General features: G+C 38.6%; 14 protein-coding genes. 9 read left to right on the plus strand and 5 right to left on the minus strand.

What is annotated here, in order from left to right:
* The first annotated feature begins 5 nt into the window (after positions 1-5).
* The 7 genes from U859_RS30435 to gldN all read left to right on the plus strand — a co-directional run bounded on the left by U859_RS30435 (position 6) and on the right by gldN (position 7,140).
* Positions 6-392, plus strand: coding sequence for a mobile mystery protein B (locus tag U859_RS30435; RefSeq protein ID WP_240183053.1), 387 nt, complete (start codon positions 6-8; stop codon positions 390-392).
* Between the two features lie 90 nt (positions 393-482).
* Positions 483-1,460 carry a DUF4271 domain-containing protein gene (locus tag U859_RS0114060; RefSeq protein WP_025143997.1) on the plus strand — a complete coding sequence of 326 codons (978 nt, stop codon included), beginning with the start codon at positions 483-485 and terminating at the stop codon, positions 1,458-1,460.
* Between the two features lie 14 nt (positions 1,461-1,474).
* The gene (locus U859_RS0114065) at positions 1,475-2,245 is read left to right on the plus strand and encodes a uroporphyrinogen-III synthase (RefSeq protein WP_025143998.1); all 771 of its coding nucleotides are present in this window, start codon (positions 1,475-1,477) and stop codon (positions 2,243-2,245) included.
* Between the two features lie 224 nt (positions 2,246-2,469).
* Positions 2,470-3,795: an SUMF1/EgtB/PvdO family nonheme iron enzyme gene (locus U859_RS0114070; protein ID WP_025143999.1), complete on the plus strand. Its 1,326-nt coding sequence runs from the start codon at positions 2,470-2,472 to the stop codon at positions 3,793-3,795.
* Between the two features lie 41 nt (positions 3,796-3,836).
* Positions 3,837-4,643 carry a gliding motility protein GldL gene (gene gldL / locus U859_RS0114075; protein ID WP_025144000.1) on the plus strand — a complete coding sequence of 269 codons (807 nt, stop codon included), beginning with the start codon at positions 3,837-3,839 and terminating at the stop codon, positions 4,641-4,643.
* A 42-nt stretch (positions 4,644-4,685) separates the two neighbouring features.
* Positions 4,686-6,218, plus strand: coding sequence for a gliding motility protein GldM (gldM, locus tag U859_RS0114080; RefSeq protein WP_025144001.1), 1,533 nt, complete (start codon positions 4,686-4,688; stop codon positions 6,216-6,218).
* Positions 6,219-6,225: 7 nt separating this feature from the next.
* Positions 6,226-7,140, plus strand: coding sequence for a gliding motility protein GldN (gldN, locus tag U859_RS0114085; protein ID WP_025144002.1), 915 nt, complete (start codon positions 6,226-6,228; stop codon positions 7,138-7,140).
* Between the two features lie 324 nt (positions 7,141-7,464).
* Here gldN and U859_RS0114090 read toward each other — a convergent pair whose 3' ends face one another.
* The 5 genes from U859_RS0114090 to U859_RS0114110 form a co-directional block, all read right to left on the minus strand.
* Positions 7,465-8,838, minus strand: a complete 1,374-nt coding sequence (locus U859_RS0114090; RefSeq protein ID WP_025144003.1) for a DNA/RNA non-specific endonuclease — start codon at positions 8,836-8,838, stop codon at positions 7,465-7,467.
* 38 nt (positions 8,839-8,876) lie between these two features.
* Positions 8,877-9,275 (minus strand): nuclease A inhibitor family protein, encoded by a 399-nt coding sequence (locus tag U859_RS0114095; RefSeq protein WP_025144004.1) that lies wholly within the window; start codon positions 9,273-9,275, stop codon positions 8,877-8,879.
* 129 nt (positions 9,276-9,404) lie between these two features.
* Positions 9,405-11,207 (minus strand): excinuclease ABC subunit UvrC, encoded by a 1,803-nt coding sequence (gene uvrC / locus U859_RS0114100; protein ID WP_025144005.1) that lies wholly within the window; start codon positions 11,205-11,207, stop codon positions 9,405-9,407.
* Positions 11,208-11,399: 192 nt separating this feature from the next.
* A complete protein-coding gene (locus U859_RS0114105; protein ID WP_025144006.1) occupies positions 11,400-13,619 on the minus strand; it encodes a transglycosylase domain-containing protein in 2,220 nt (739 codons plus the stop codon).
* Between the two features lie 105 nt (positions 13,620-13,724).
* Positions 13,725-16,490 (minus strand): tetratricopeptide repeat protein, encoded by a 2,766-nt coding sequence (locus U859_RS0114110; protein ID WP_025144007.1) that lies wholly within the window; start codon positions 16,488-16,490, stop codon positions 13,725-13,727.
* A gap of 111 nt (positions 16,491-16,601) precedes the next feature.
* On the opposite strand from U859_RS0114110, the gene U859_RS0114115 reads away from it, so the two are divergent.
* Both U859_RS0114115 and U859_RS0114120 read left to right on the plus strand, forming a co-directional pair.
* Complete coding sequence (locus tag U859_RS0114115) at positions 16,602-16,826, plus strand: AtpZ/AtpI family protein (protein ID WP_025144008.1); 225 nt, start codon at positions 16,602-16,604, stop codon at positions 16,824-16,826.
* 206 nt (positions 16,827-17,032) lie between these two features.
* A complete protein-coding gene (locus U859_RS0114120; protein ID WP_025144009.1) occupies positions 17,033-17,422 on the plus strand; it encodes a hypothetical protein in 390 nt (129 codons plus the stop codon).
* The last annotated feature ends 9 nt before the right edge of the window (positions 17,423-17,431 follow it).

Raw genomic sequence — 17,431 nt, forward strand, 5'->3', positions numbered from 1 at the left:
AACGGATGTATAAAGATGTTTGGAAATGGGCAGGCGCATTCCGCAAAACAAATAAAAACATCGGCGTAGACAGATGGCAGGTTGCCATTGAATTAAAGAATTTACTGGAAGATACCAGGTTCTGGATTGAAAATAATGCTTATTCTCCTGATGAAATAGCCATCCGCTTTAAACATCGGATAGTGAGCATACATTGTTTCTCTAATGGAAATGGCAGGCACAGCAGGTTGTTGGCAGATATTATTGTTGAAAAGCTATTTCATGGAGCGGTATTCACCTGGGGAGCTGAAAATCTTTCGAAAGAAAGTGAGAATAGGAGAGGATATCTTAATTCATTGAAACTGGCAGACAAAGGCGATTACACAGAACTTCTTCTGTTTGCAAGGTCGTAACAGATCTGCATATTCATCAATCCATTTATTTTCTTTAGGTAAACAATGATTATTCGACTACTTTTGCAACCTTAAGTTTTGATTTACAGCATGCCGAAATTCATTTTTGTTTTGTTTGCCTTTTTATGGTCTGCAGATTTTGTGGCAGCACAGCAGTTGCCTGTTCAAACAGATAGTGCGGTGGTAAATCAATACCGGTACAGGAGGTATCGCCCCGATTCGGCAACGTTGGCCAGGCAGAAATTTTCTACCGATTCCTTAGTTCACCATACCTGGGTACTTCCTGACAGCTTAATTAATAAAAATGCGCTTTTAGATACGATTGAAAAAGAATATCTTTCTCCAAAGCTTGATTTGTGGGCATGGCACAAGAAATACCAGCATTTAAAGAAAAAAGCAAACCCTTACCAGTTGGGTACAAAAATCCCCAAAGGCAATGTAGGGTTGCTGGGCTTTATTTTTGGCATGCTCATTATTTTTGCCATTTTAAAAAATGCATTTTCCAAACAGCTATCCGCCATTGTACAATCGTTTTTTAGCAACAGGATATTAAACAACATCAATAAAGAAGATAACCTTTTTAGTTCGTGGCCGTTTTTGTTGCTTTTTGTGCAGTTCGGTTTTGTTTTTGGGATGTTCTTTTTTCTGGTGGCACAATGGAACGATATGTACCAGGCCAAAGATGGCTTTAAATTTTTCTTTAGCATATCCATTACCATAATTGCTTTTTATGCGCTAAAATTAATCCTCTTACGCTTTCTGGGTTATCTGTTTAATGTTCAAAAACCAGTAGGCGAATACATTTCCATATTATACCTTAGTTACTTTAATGCATCGCTATTATTTATTCCTTTAGTTGTGGCTTTTGCCCTCTCGCCGCTTAAATACGGGGCTGTTTATATCGTATTGGCATTCTTGTTGTTAGGCATCATTTTTGCTTTTCAGTTGTTAAGGGCGGGTATAACGATACTTTCTAATAATAAGTTTTCTAGAATGCATTTAATTTTGTACTTTTGCGCCCTCGAAATATGTCCTATCCTCATACTAATTAAAACGATAGGGCTGTAGCAGGAAAAAGGAAAATGCAAGAAAAGAACGACTCTAGAATCCGCAAAGTAAAAAGTATTTTGGTTACTTTACCAAAACCTGAAACCGAAAAATCTCCCTATTACGATTTGGCCAAAAAACACAACTTAAAAGTTGATTTCAGGTCTTTTATTCATGTAGAAGGGGTGCCAGCAAGAGACTTCAGAAAGGATAAAATTAACCTTGCCGATTTTACGGCAGTGATTTTTACCAGTCGTAATGCAGCAGATCATTTCTTTAGGATCTGTGAAGAAATGCGTTATGATGTGCCGGCAGAATTGAAATACTTCTGTCTTTCAGAAACAATTGCCTTGTATCTTCAAAAGTATATCCAATATAGGAAGCGTAAAATCTTCTTTGGTAAACAAACTGCAGCTGATTTGGCAGAAGTACTTAAAAAACATGCAGGTGAGAAGTTTTTATATCCTTGCTCGGATGTAGCTACAGAGGATACCATGAAATTTCTGGAAAAAAGCGGATATAATTTTACCCCTGCAGTTTTATTCAGGACTGTAGTAAGCGATTTATCCGATCTGGCTGAAGTTTTTTATGATGTTATTGCTTTCTTTAGCCCGTCGAGTATTCAATCTTTGTTCAAAAATTTCCCTGATTTTAAACAAAATAACACACGGATTGCCGCTTTTGGCGTAAATACCAGTAAAGCATGCGCCGATATGGATCTAATTGTTGACATTGCTGCACCAACCCCGGGTGTGCCTTCAATGACAATGGCCATTGAAAACTATATCAAAATATCTAATAAATAATACGATTGATAAATTATTTTACGTCAACACAATAAATGCGTAACTTTGCTGTTATATAGGGGGTTACGTATTTTTTTTAACAAAATTGTGAAAGCTAAAAAATCATTAAAGTAACTTTAACCGCTTTGTAGTAATGATTTAACGTAAAATATTTGTTTTTGTTGATAATTTCAGTGATTTTTGATAAAATTGCTCCTAACCGTGCGTTGCACACCATAAAAAATATGAAGAAAATTTACCTTCTAGCTATTGTAGGTATAACTGTAATGCTAGCAAGCTGTGGCCATGGTGGTCAGGGTGAGCTGGTTGGTGCTTATAACCGAAAATTTAAAAACGATCGAATTCCTTTGGGAATGGTTTATATTCCGCCAGGGCATACCGTAATCGGAGGGGCTGATGAGGATATTACATTTTCTCAGAACTTACCGGGTAGAATGACTACAATTAGTGCATTCTTTATGGATCAGACCGAGATTTCGAATGCCGAGTACCGCCAGTTTACGAATTGGGTACGCGATTCTATCGCTGTCGTGATGATGGGTAATCCTCAACAGTTTATGATGACACCAAGGGGTAATGCTGCAGCGGCTGTTGGTGGAGAGAAATACATCGACTGGAAAAAAGTTGGACCGAACGGAGCAAATATTTGGCGAAACAAAGGTAGAGGGGGGGCAGCAGCCCAGGCAAGTCAGTTAGATGGCATGTATTACTCTGGCCTTGATGCACTTCCAGGTAAAAAAGAACTGGATGTACGTAAATTTGAGTACTCTTATGCTGAATTAAATATGGAAAAAGCTGCTATTGGACATAAGGATCCAAACAGCAAACGCCAGGATTATATCGATCGTTATACCATTGCCATTTATCCTGATACAATGGTTTGGAAAACAGATTATTCTTACTCTCAAAACGACCCGATGGTTCGCGGTTACTATAACCACCCTTCTTATGATGATTATCCCGTTGTTGGGGTAAGCTGGGAGCAGGCTAAAGCTTTCTCTCACTGGAGAACCAGGTTATATGACGGTGTTGCTACAGCTAGAAAATTACCTGTTGGATCGAGATCTGATTACAGATTACCGGCTGAAACAGAGTTTGAGTATGCTGCAAGAGGTGGTAATACCAAAACAAAATATCCATGGGGCGGTCCTTATATTAGAAATACCAAAGGTTGTTTACAAGCTAATTTTAAACCAGGCCGTGGAGATTACTCCAGCGATGGTGGTATTTATACTGTTGGTGTAAGATCTTACTTCCCTAACGATTATGGATTGTATAATATGGCAGGTAATGTTTCTGAGTGGACAATAACAGCATACAACAAAGGTGCAAGCCCATTATTGCATGATCTGAACCCTAACTTTACTTATGATGCAGGTGCAAACGACAGTAAATATAAAAAACGTAAAGTAGTAAAAGGTGGTTCGTGGAAAGATACCGGCTACTTTTTACAGAATGCGGTAGCAACATATGAATATCAGGATACACAAAGATCATACATTGGTTTCAGGTGTGTTTCATCTTACCCTGGTACCGATTTAAGACATTAAACCAAAACAAACTAAAAACTAAAGAAAAACATCAAAATTTTATGGCAGCAAAGAAACAACCAGGCTGGTTACACGTAGCGATTTCATGGGGAGCAAGTATTGTAATTATCGGAGCGTTATTTAAAATTCTACACATTGGTGGAATAGTGGGTAATTACATGATCGGGCTTGGTCTAGGAGTGGAAGCATTTTTATTCTTCTTAACCGGATTTTTCCCACCAGAACCAGAACCAGCATGGGAAAGAGTTTACCCAGAATTAAAAGAAGATTTTAAAGGAGAATTACCAACAGCTTCAGCAAGACCAGTAGCAGCAGTTGCTTCTTCGAATACTGCAGCTTTAGATAAAATGTTATCAGATGCCAAAATCGGCCCTGAATTAATCGAAAGCTTAGGTACAGGTTTGCGTACGTTTGGTGATAAAGTTGCAACAATTTCTAACGTTGCAGATGCTTCTACAGCAACCAACGAATTTACAGGTAAAATTAAAACAGCATCAGCTGGTTTTGATAATTTAAGTGCATCTTTTGAAAAAGCTACTGCTAATTTAAAAGCAATGGGCGAGAGCAGTGTAGATTCTCAGGCTTACCACGATCAGGTGAATAATTTAGCTAAAAATTTATCTGCTTTAAATGCGGTTTATGAATTGGAATTACAAGATTCGAGTGCACATTTAAAATCGATGAATAAATTTTATTCTAACTTATCGTTAACCATGCAGAACTTTAACGAATCGATGGAAGATTCGAAACAGTTTAAAGAAGAGGTGAACAAACTGGCTAAAAACCTATCATCACTTAATGCTATTTATGGCAATATGCTATCGGCTATGAATGGCCCACGTGTATAATTTGTTTAGTTTTTAATTTTTAAAGGAAAAGCTACATCAAACATGGCAGGCGGAAAAGAAACAACAAGGCAGCGGATGATCAATATCATGTATTTGGTATTGTTGGCCATGCTCGCCTTAAACGTATCAGATACCATTTTAGATGCATTCAAAAATATCAACGATAGTTTGGATACTTCTAAAAACAATGTAAATACAAGTATTAATCAGTTATTTTCTGCCTTCGAAAATTCGAAGTTGAAAGAGGAGCCAGCACGTGCACAGCCTATTTACGATAAGGCAAAGGAAGCACAGAAGGCCGCTGATGAATTAAATAATTATATTGAGAGTATTAAAAAAGAGTTTACTCAGGCAGGCGACGGGATAGACCCTGAAACCGACGACCTGGTAAATAGATCAAATCAGGATATTGCTCAAAATATCATGATTAATCAAAAGAAAGCAGATGAGTTGAAAAAGAGAATTAACGCAACACGCGAAAAGTTAATCTCTTTATTAGATCCGGCTGATAGGGCAGGTGTTGCATTTTCTCTTGAAGCTAAAGATCCTGCCAGAAAAAGAAAAGGCAACTGGCAGGAAACTTACTTTGGTGAGGGAACGCCATTAACCGCTGCAATGACTATTTTAACCAAACTGCAAACAGATACGAAAAATGCTGAAGCAGAAGTAGTTAAAAAATTATTTGGAAACATGGATAAGGCACAGGTTAATTTAGATCAGTTTGCCGCAGTTGCAGTAGCACCTACTTCTTATGTAATCCAGGGTCAGCCTTATACTGCTGAAGTATTTTTAACAGCTAGTGATTCTAGGTCAACTCCTGATATTACCGTTAACGGAAGTAAATTATCGGTTAAAGAAGGTAAAGGAATTTACACTGGTGGTACGGGTAGTGTCGGTCAGTTTACCTGGGTAGGTACTGTCCGTGTTCGTCAAACTAATGGACAGGTTAAAGAATACAAAACGCAACCACAAACTTATCAGGTAGCGAAACCATCGGCATCAGTTGCTTCAACAAAATTGAATGTAATTTATGCAGGTATTGCTAATCCATTTACGGTATCGGCAGCAGGTTTTCCATTAGAAAGTGTTCGTGCTTCTATTTCAGGCGGTTCAATGTCTGGTGGCAACGGAAACTACAATGTAAATGTTCCCGGTAGTATGGTTGGTTCAGAAGTATCAATCAATGTATCGGCAAGTAATGCTGGTAAAACGGTTAGTTTAGGCTCACAAAAATTCAGGGTTAAAGCCATTCCTGCTCCGGTAGCAAAGGTTGGTGGCCGCGCTGGAGGTGATGTAGCTTCGGTGCAGTTAAAAAGTGAATCGGAAATTGAAGCAGATCTGGATGATTTTCCTTTCGATGTTAAATTTAAGATACAGCGTTATAAATTAACCATTATCAAACCTCGTTCGGATGCAGTTACCATTGCTGGTAGCGGCGGAAGTTTTGCTGGTGCGGTTAAAGGTGCCATTAACTCGATTACGCCTGGTACAAGGGTGTTTTTTGAAGATATTGTTTCTGTAGGTCCTGATGGCCGTCAAAGAATTTTACCTTCATTGGCGTTTAGTGTAAAATAAAAATAAGATGAAAAGGATTTTAAGTATTGCTATTTTAGTTTTGTTAACCACGTTTGCTTTTGCACAAAAAAAGCCCACTAAGTTGGCACCAAAAAAAGCTGCGCCAGTGGCTGCTGCTCCTGTAGTTGATACGGTGAAAAAAGCTCCTGTTAAAACAGCTAAAAAGAAACTAAAGGTTCCACCTAAAGATGGTTTCTATGCCCGTAAGGACATTGACAGTACTGAAATGGTTCCTTTGGCGGATGTGAGAGAAGAGGATGTTTTTTACGCAAAAAGGATCTGGAGGGAAATAGATTTACGCGATACGGTAAATTCGCCATTAAGGTCACCGAAATCAAGATTAATCGATGTTTTGATTGCAGCCATCAAATCTGAAGAGCTTACTGCTTATTCACCTATTGATAGCGCATTGAACGAAGATGATGCTTTCCTTAATCCAATGTCTGCAGATTCTGCAGCTAAGTCGGCATTAGGAACAGCAGAGGTTTCAAATAATAAAACAGGAACAGTTACTACAGTTGTTAATGATTTTAATGCAGATTTGTTCCTGAAATTCAGGATCAAAGAAGACTGGATCTTTGATACCAAACGTTCTATTTTTGAACCGCGTATTGTAGGTATTGCACCATTAAAATTTAATGAAGTTTCTAAACAATGGCAACCTGTATTTTGGGTATACTATCCTGAAGCAAGGGAGATTTTGACTAAGAAACGTTTAATCAATACCAACAATGATGCGTCTTCATTAAGTTTCGACGATTTCTTTATCCGCCGCTTATTTAGCAGCTATATTGTTAAAGAATCTAATCCAGGTGATAACAAGATCAGGGATATTATTTCAAATCCTAAAGAGAGATTGTACGAATCAGAAAGAATTAAAAAATCTGTTCTTGATTACGAACAAGGTCTTTGGGAATATTAATCTCATATAAAAAGCTCCGATGAAAATCGGAGCTTTTTTTTCTATTAATTTCTTTCCCCTTATTGTCATTTCGAGCGGAGTGCAATGAAGTCGAGAGCCCGCAGGCTTAGCGAAGCTAAATCTATCGGGGTAGATCTCTCCGCTTCTCTGCATTGCGGTCGAGACATTTTATTGGGATTGTTATCCTGAGTGTAACGAAGGATCTTTTAGTAAATTTATTAAAAGATTCTTCACTGCGTTCAGAATGATATAATAGCATAATGCAAAAAGCGGTAACCCAAATTTATGGATTACCGCTTTATCATATAAAGAACTGAGTTCTATTTATTGGTTATCAGTAGTTGCCTCAATTACATTTTGAATTGATGTAGATACATTTGATAAAAGATCGTAACCTGTTGCAGATTCTACTGCATTAACGGTAGTACGGTAATTTTTCCAGTTGGTATTTAAACCGTTGGTATTCGGCATATTTACCGTAATTACCCTGGTAGAAGAAGTAATTCTGCTTAAATCATTATTACCATTAGGCAATACCACAATAACTTTCCAGGTATTGGATGGAACGTTAACACGGCCGTTATCAATGGTGTAGGTAATGCCTCCATTACTTCCTGTACCTCCAGATCCATAAGAACCACAGATTACATAAACTTCGTTGCCTGCTGTTACTAAAGAACGGGTATAGTTTTCTAAATCAGCCCATGGGCCCTGGTTGTTATTTGGGGCCTGTGGCATCATGTTACTCATTAAAAAGGTAGAAGAGTTGGCTGCAACTGAAGCTGTTCTATCAGCCGACGGACAGTTGTGGCCGCGATCAAAACCTGAACCAGAATAACTGCTGTTTGATACCTGGTACCAGCCGGCTGGCAACGTGTTATCAGCCCTAAAATCATCCTGACGAGGGGTTGAGCCTAAATCAGACGATCCGATATGCCAGCTTACCCAGTTAGGGGTAGCCCTGCTTTTACTATACGAACTTGAATAATAAGTACGTTCCATTAAATAGTTTTCTGGATAGGAGGTACTGGCAACGGCATTGCTGGGGTTACCCATTAAGAGATGGCTGTTGTCTCCAGGGGTTGTAGTTGGCGGGGTAGTTGTGCCACCGCCGGTTGAAATACTGAAATCATCGATATTGATCCGGGCAGTACCCCCGCTGATTTTACGGACCTGAAAGCGTACACTGCCAGAAATGGCGGTGTTAAAAGTAGCTGTAGATAAGGTTGTGGCGCTACTGGTAATGGTGCTACCGGTTTGTTGCCAGCTCGAACCGCCATTGGTAGAATACCAGAGCTGCCAGGTACTATTGGCATCGGTACCATATTTGGCATGGACAATGGTGATTACATCGGCTCCGTTTACATCGAAATTCATACTTAATATACCTGTGTTACGGATACGTACTGATTGACTGCCATTTTTGGCATCTGCAGCTAAATTTCCAATTAAGGCGTCGTCAAGACTCCAGCTTCCGCTACTTAGAGTAACTGATGCCACAGTGTAGCTTCCTTTAGTACCCGATTCGAAAGTTTCAGGAAAACCAGCAACTACAGCCTGTGCGTTTGCTGTAACTGCTTTGGTGTTTAATTTTTGTTCAAAAGGGTTTGTTTCTGGCTGTGTTTGATTTTCTTTTTTACAGGCAGCCAGGCCGAGGCATAAAACGGCCAGTAAGCTTAATTTTTTTAATGCTTTCATTGTTTTGGTTTAGGATTATTTAATGGATGGGATAATTTTTAGGTTTCTATAGCGAAGGTTTCTATCACGATGCAGGTGCCATCAGGTAAATAGCCTGCAATCAGCACAGGGATCCGGCTGGCGCCCTCTACTCTTATTACGGTAATATTGGATAGGTTTTGCTTTAAAAAAGCATAGCAAGCAGCTATTTTATGGGCATTCTCGACCATTGGGGCATCGGATGGATCAACTTTTGAAATAAGATGCTCGAAAAAGGCAATTTGATCTATTTGTTTTAAGCTGGAGGGAGAAGCTTGATATTCAATTGCAATTTTTTGCAATAGTTCTGCTGATGTGATTTTGCCCCAATCATCTACTTTAAAAGGACTTTCTGATTCAGTAAAATACAATACGCCCAATAAAAGTTTGGTAATGGTAGCCAGGATGTTGTTATTCATGTAAATAGGGATAGATGTTTAGTATAACAATGCCCTAATTTATAGAAAAAGTATTCAACTTATGCCAATTCAAGATTAATAAAGTGTTAACATTTTTACGGCTCCGTCTGTTATTGTTTACAAGCAAATTTACCCTTCTTTGAAATGCGCCAATAGGGTAACTACCTGCTTTTTATTTAATACTTCCGAAAGTTCTTTCTCTGTAGCTTCTTTAATCTTTTTAACTGATTTAAAGTGGGTAAGTAATTTATCAGCAGTGGTTTTACCGATGCCCTCAATTTGCTCCAGTTCAGTTTTAAGGGTACCCTGATCGCGTTTTTTACGGTGAAAGGTAATACCAAAACGGTGGGCTTCATCACGGAGCTGTTGAATGACTTTTAGTGTTTCTGATTTTTTATCTAAATACAAAGGGTAAGAATCACCCGGATAGAACAGTTCTTCCAGACGTTTGGCAATACCAATTACAGTAACTTTGTTTTCTATCCCCAATAACTTTAAACTCTTCATGGCAGACGAAAGCTGGCCTTTACCGCCATCAATAATGATAAGTTGAGGCAAAGTCTGGTTTTCATCCAACATGCGCCTGTAACGGCGGAAAACGGCTTCTTCCATGGTCGCAAAATCGTTAGGACCTTCAACCGTTTTCACATTAAAGTGGCGATAGTCTTTTTTAGATGGTTTGGCATCTTTAAATACCACAATTGCCGAAACCGGATATTTCCCCTGGAAGTTGGAGTTATCAAAACATTCGATATGTTTTGGCAGCTGTGTTAAACGCAGGTCTTTCTGCATCGTAGTTAAAATCCGGTCGGTGCGTAAATCGGGGTTTAACTTTTCGTACTGGTTGAGTTTTTCTTTTTTAAAGAACAGTACATTCTTCTGAGAAAGCTCTAAAAGTTTTTTCTTTTCGCCCAGTTTAGGAACAGTAAATTTTAAACTTTCATCTTCCAATGAAGGTTCAAAAGGGACGATGATTTCTTTTGAGGTACTGTTGAATTTTGTTCTGAATTCCAGCATGGCTAGCGTCAAAATTTCATCATCGCTTTCATCCAACTGTTTCTTAACTTCTATGGTTTGTGTCTGGATAATGGTTCCGTTCATCACCTTCAGGTAGTTCACAAAAGCATAACGCTCATCAGAAGCAATGCTCACTACATCTACGTTGGTAATGGCGCTGTTTACCACGGTCGATTTGCTCTGGTATTTCTCCAAAACCTGTAATCTCCTTGCATACTGATGCGCCAGTTCAAAATTCAAATCTTCAGAAGCGGATTTAATAATCCCTTTAACATCGCGGATGACGTTTCCGATTTTACCGTTCAGGATTTCCTTGATTTCGCCGATATTTTTATCATAGTCGGTTTCGGTCTGATAGTTTTGACAAGGACCTTTACAGTTGCCAATCTGGTATTCGAGGCAGACTTTAAATTTGCCTTCATCTATATTTTTCTCCGTTAGGGGCAAACTACAGGTGCGTAAAGGATAGGTTTCTTTAATCAGATCCAAAATGGTATGCATCATGCCTATCGAGCCATAAGGGCCGAAATACGTTGAACCATCTTTGATTACCTTCCGTGTCCAGTAAATACGAGGGAAGTTCTCATTTTTAACGATAATCCACGGATAGGTTTTATCGTCTTTTAAATTGATGTTAAACTTTGGCTGATGTTTTTTGATCAGACTGTTTTCCAATAGCCAGGCATCAATTTCCGTATCAACAATGGTAAAGGTAATTTTACGGATTTTGGAAACTAATACCCTCGTTTTGCCATTAAACTGGTTTCTGTCGCTATTAAAATATGATCCTACACGGTTGCGCAGGTCTTTCGCTTTACCAATGTACATTAGCTTTCCATCGGCATCCCAATATTGGTAAACGCCGGGTTTATGTGGAATTGCGGTTAATGCTGTTTTATGGTCGAAACTGCTCATTATTTACAAAAATAGGATTCGGGAGGGGAAAATTTTAATTAAATGATCCGATTTACTGTATTTATGATTTGGGCGTGCCCCTAAGCTACGCAAAGGGTCAGGCTATCCGTTACAATCTTTTGTTGTGTTTCGGCTGCGCTCAACTGGCAACAAAAGGATTTCCACTGCTATCCTTCACGCAGAAGCTAATGATTAAAATCCCAGCTTCTCGTCCAGTTCGGTAGTACCTTCTTCCTGTTGCTGGTATTGGTTACAATCGAAAGTGATGGAAACGCCCGATTTTGGTGCCTCGAAATCAGCGTGACTGATTTTTAAAGCCGGATTGGCATATACCCTTTTGATAAAACCTGCAAAAATAGGAAGGGCCGTATTGGCACCTTCACCCTGGCTGGTGCTAATAAAGTGGAATGCCCTGTCCTCGCAGCCCGTCCAGATACCCGTTACCAATTGAGGGGTAATGGCCATAAACCAACCATCGGAGTTATTTTGAGTCGTACCTGTTTTCGCTCCAATTGGTGCATTAACTTTATATTTATAGTTTAATCTCGATCCTGTTCCGTTGGTTACTACACCTTTAAGCATCCGTGTCATTACATAAGCTACTTCTTCGCTCATAATGGGCTTGGGTATTTCCTTTTGAGAAAATAACACCACACCATTTTTATCTTCAATTCTCAATAAATAAATCGGTTTGGTATAAGTTCCTTTATTGGCAAAGGCACCATAGGCACCCACCATATTATAAACAGATGAATCGAATGTTCCTAGGCAGATAGATGGAAATGCGGGAACATTTGGAATGCCCATTTTGGTTGCTAAGGTAGATACTGCCACCGGACCAACCTGTTTCATTAAATAAGCCGTAACAAAATTTTGCGAGTAGGCCAGCGCTTTTTGTAAGGTAATACTGCCTGGTAGCGGTTTGCCTGAGTTTCTTGGCGTCCATGGCTCTCCATAACCTTCAATCGTTACCGGAACATTAGGTACGGTATAACATGGGGAATAACCATTTTCAATGGCTACGGCATAAGTAAATGGCTTTGCTGTCGAACCCACTTGTCTGGTTCCCATTTTTACCTGATCGTATTTAAAATGTTCGTAATTAATTCCGCCTACCCATGCTTTTACATGCCCGTTGGTTGGATCCATAGTCATCATGGCATTACGCAACAGCATTTTGTAATAACGCACAGAATCAATCGGTTTCATTACAGTATCAATATTACCCTTCCAGGTAAAAATGGTCATTTCTGTTTTGGTATTGAAATCACTGGTAATTTCCTCATCCGATTTGCCCTCGAGTTTTAATGATTTATAACGGTCGGATCTTTTAATACCCTGTTCAATCTGTAAGGTTTTATCTTTAAATGGGTTTCTACCTTTCCAGCTCGCGATAAACTGCGCCTGCAGCACTTTCATGTATTCCTTTTGGGCTTCCTCAGCATATACCTGCATATCATAGTTCAATGTGGTATAAATCTTTAAGCCGTCGCGGTCTAAATCGTATGGGGTTCCATCTGGTTTGGTAATCGATTGCTCCTGGAAAATGGTTTTGATATCATTCTTCAATACCGAGCGGAAATATGGTGCAATACCATCATTAACTGTTGCCGCGTTGAAATGTAAGTTTAAAGGTTTGTCTTTCTCTTCATCAAATTGTTGCTGGGTCAAAAGCTCAGATTTAACCATTAATGCCATTACGGTATTTCTACGATCTCTCGAACGCTCCGGGTGGCGGGTTGGCGAATACATGGTAATTCCTTTTTGCATCCCAACCAGGGTTGCAGCTTGCGTTAAAGTAAGTTTATCGGGCGTAGTATTGAAATAAACCCTTGCTGCCGATTTAATCCCATAAGCCTGGTTACCAAAATCGACCGTATTTAAATACATGGTGATAATTTCTTCTTTGGTGTAGTTGCGTTCCAGTTTAACGGCAACAATCCATTCTTTAAATTTGGTTAATACCAGCGAGAAGAAGTTCAGGTTCGATTCGCGTGGGAAAAGGTTTTTGGCCAATTGCTGGGTAATGGTACTGGCACCCTGTTTTTTGCCAATTAAATTGTAACCAATAATAGAGAAAGTACGTTTAAAATCGATGCCAGAGTGCTCTTTAAAACGGGTATCTTCTGTTGCAATTAATCCGTTAATTACATTTTCTGAAATGTCCTTATAAGTAACATTCGATCTGTTCTGAACAAAATAGGTACCCAATGGACGGCCATCTTCGGCAATAATTTCTGAAGCCTGGTTGCTTTTTGGGTGTTCAATATCCCTGAAAGAAGGCAGCGCTCCAAATAAACCCAAACCGATCATCGAAATGAAAATGGCAAACAGGGCAATGCCCCCGATCAGTAATTTCCAGATGATTAAACTATATCTTTTTGTTTCTTGTGCAGAAAGGGACTTATTCATTTTGTGTTGTTATTTTCCAAAATCACCAGAATGGCGATTTTGAATGCAAATTTATTAATTTTTATAGAATCAATGTTCAGACTAAGGTCTTAATACCTTCTATAATTATTTGTAGTTGTCTTTTAAAAACTCCAAGTATTCGTTAATCCGCGATCTATCTGTTAGCTTTTCGAAGTTTTCTTTACTGATGATAAAACCTTTATACAAGTTGGCAGGCACCTTCATAATGTTCTTTAACTGGCCAGTAATGCTTGATTCGTAAATTTTTGCATCTTCAAGATCGACAAAGCTGGTAATGTAAATCAGCTGATCGTTATCCAGTTCTACCAATTTGTGTACCAAATCATTGTCAGGATAATTTCCCCTGTTAAACTGGCCTATCCCAAAACGTGATGAGCTTAAAGTTAAAGTAGCATCTGCCACATCAATTACGTAATAATATTCTTCTGATTTTACCGCGCTAAAAATGCTGGCGGGTTTGGTTGGGTCAATTTGTTTAACTTCAACAGGTTTTGCTATTGGAGTTGGTTCTGCTGTTTTTGCTACAGGATTTTCAACTACCAAAGGTTTGGTTGGAACGGCAACCGGAGCAGCCTGACTTACAAAGCGGGGCTCGTTTGCATCAAAATCAATAAGGGCAACAGGCCTTTGTTTAAATTCATCAAGGTTAGCCTCAATGTATTTTAAATGATCGCGGACTAATGGCGTAATAATTTTATCGTTTGGATAATTGGAGGTAATCAGGTTAAATTCGGTCAATAAAGCATCAACTTTTGCGGTACGGCCAACAGCTATTGCTTTTAAATAAGCATACTGTGGTGCCAGATCGTTATTTGGGAAAGCTGAAATATTATCATTCGCCTGTTTTACCACATCTGGATAATCTTTTTTTGCATAAGCATCAAAAGCCACATTGTAATTGTTGATGGCAATGTTTTCCATCTGTGTTTGTTTGGCCGAATATGACGGATCTAAAATGTTCTTTGCAAAATTAGATTCAGGGAATTTTGTAAGCACCAATTGTTTATACTGATCGGATTTTACTTCATCTGCACCTTTATAATTAAGGTAAAGGCTGTAGTAAATGGCTACCAGGTGATTATTGTCAGGATATCTTTTGATCAGTTCCAGGTATATTTTATTTGCTTCCGGTTTATCATTGAGTTCCTGTTGATAAAAACTGGCGATTTCGAAATAAGCATCGATAATTTTCTGATCGGATGTGGCCAATAGTGCAGGTGTGGTAGGCAAGCCATCCAAAAACTGCTTTTCTAATGAAGTCTGGTCGGTAGCGGCCTGATTGGTTGTTCCATTTGCAGGCGTAATTCCAGTGGCTACGTTTCCACCTGCCAAAATTTCTTTGGTTTCCTGTGCAGATGAACGCACACTCTGGCGCCAGTTATCTTCAAACTGACGGTTTCCCCAGCGTTTTTTAAAATCGCCAAAACCGTTGCTTATTGCTGCATTGTTATTGAAATAAAAGGTGCTTCCTGCAGTATTATTCGAAGCATTTAAGCTCCGGTTAGGAAAATCCGGATCGTTTAAAAACTGGTTGTTGATTACGCCTCCTGTATTTACTACCTCAACTTTTGGCGTTAAGTAAGCTTTTACCTTTGCCTCGCGTTGGTCGGCAGGAAGTTTGGCAATGGCCTGTGCAGTATCTTCTTTAGTAATAATGGTGTAGCGATCTGTTAAATACTGGAGATTATCAGCCTTTTTAACAATATTGTCGTAATCAGGGAAGTTTTTTGGTAAAATCATAACCGTACTATCGTAATACAGCTTTGCTTTAATGTAGTTATTAAACTCTTTAAAATTTAAATCTGCAATCCTTAAATAAGATAATGCTTTTTGGGTTTGATTACGTGTACTTTTGGCAACCGATTTATGGTAATTCTCTTCAGCTTTTATAAAATTCCCTTCGGCAGAAAAAAGCTCACCAACCTGATAGTAGATCTGATCTGTATAATCGAAATTTTTATCATCTTTTAGCAAAGCCAGTAACTGATCTTCTTTATTCAATTTTACCCCGCTAAGCAATGCCTTTAATTTAATCCGGTTTAAATTGGCGTGGAAATACATTTCGAAAGGCGCATTGCTTTTTTCAACTTTGGTGAAATTGGCATAGGCATCCTGTATGTTTTTTTCTTTTTCCTGCAACTGGGCCAGGATAAAGCGCCAGCGGATACGCAACTGTTTTTCTGCAGGGAGCGCAATGGCCGATTCTAAAAATAAAATGGCTTCTTTATTCCGTTTCTGATAAATGCGCATCTGGGCAGCTGTGGCCAAAGGTTCGGCAAGGTCCTTCTTTAACTGATCAGAAGCACGCAGCATGGTATCGATTATTTTATCGGCCAGTACCATATTGTTCAGTTGCATCTGGCTACGCGCTTTCCAGTTCATGGCCATAATGAACGTTTTCAGGTCGCTATTGTAGGTTTTTGCGGTATAATCAAAATATTCTGATGCGATAAAGTAATTTCCTTTTAAATAGTTTGCCTTACCCAAAAGCATATAGGCATCATCAATATAGTTACTAAAACTTTTATCGTTGATGATGGTTTGACCTTTGGTAATCACGTCATCAAGCTGTTTGTTGGCAACGCCCGGTGTAAGCACCAGGTTTACCTGTGGCTCTGGATCGAGGTAAACAGGAAGCGTTTTTTCGTAATTATCTGCATAACTTTGCAATAAGCTTTCATTATACTCGGTGAGTAAAACATTAGAATTATAGATATAGTTATATCTGGCCGTTAAGTTTTGAAACCTACGGTCTACTGCGGTATCTTTATTCGCTACACAGCCATAAATAAGGAGCGCGCTAAAAAGGAGGATGAAGGGATTTAAGTTTTTGTTTGCGTTTTTTTTCAATGATGCTAAATCTCTTTAAGTTGATATACAGTAAACAATATATATAGAAAAATATTTTATCTGGCAACAAATTTTAATTATCCCAAAGTTAATTTAATTATTGCATAAAAAATGGAAAATCCAAAAGAAGAAAATACAAAGAAAAAGGTAAATGCAGCCGCTAAATATTCTGCCATTGGTTTCCAGATGATCGCTACAATTGGTCTGCTTACTTTTATCGGCTATAAGATTGATGAACACAGAAATAGTAAAACCAATTTGATTACGGCGGCTTTTGCTTTAGCAGGGGTGGGTATTGCACTTTATCAGGCCATTAGGCAGGTTACGAGGAATTAGTTTTCAGTTGATAGTTTTCAATTTTCAGTTAGTCAAACTAACAATTTAGCAATTCAACAATACATTTACAATTAGGCTATCTGCTTCAGTTAACCGGTTAACCAACAAACAATCTAGCAATATAACAATTAACCAGTCTTCATTAGTTACTTGATACTAAAAACCTTATCTTTGCAAAAGTTTTTATCTGCTAAGAAATTATTCCATTGACTCTAGCCAAATTTACCAGTATCTATTTCATCTTTGTAGGCTTATTAATAGGCGTTGTTGCCGTTTTACCTTTATTATTTCCCGATAAACCGCTTTTTGTAAACAATTTTTGGTTGATGTTTGGCTTTTTGGCCGGTATCACTTACATCGCTTACATGTTGGTTGATATTGGTGTAAAACGCGATCCTGAAGTGGGTATTATGGCTATTATGGGATCAATTGCGGTGAAGATGATTTTTTGTATGGCTTTTGTGTTGATTTACAGTATAAAAGCGAAGGGAATTGGGCTTGTATTTCTGCTTAATTTTTTTTCTTTATATTTATTGTTTACGGTCTTTGAAGTTTCCTGTTTGTTACGTAACTTGCGCCACCAAAATTTAAAGTAAAAAACTGCC

The organism is Pedobacter jeongneungensis (assembly GCF_000633455.1).
GTDB lineage: Bacteria > Bacteroidota > Bacteroidia > Sphingobacteriales > Sphingobacteriaceae > Pedobacter > Pedobacter jeongneungensis_A.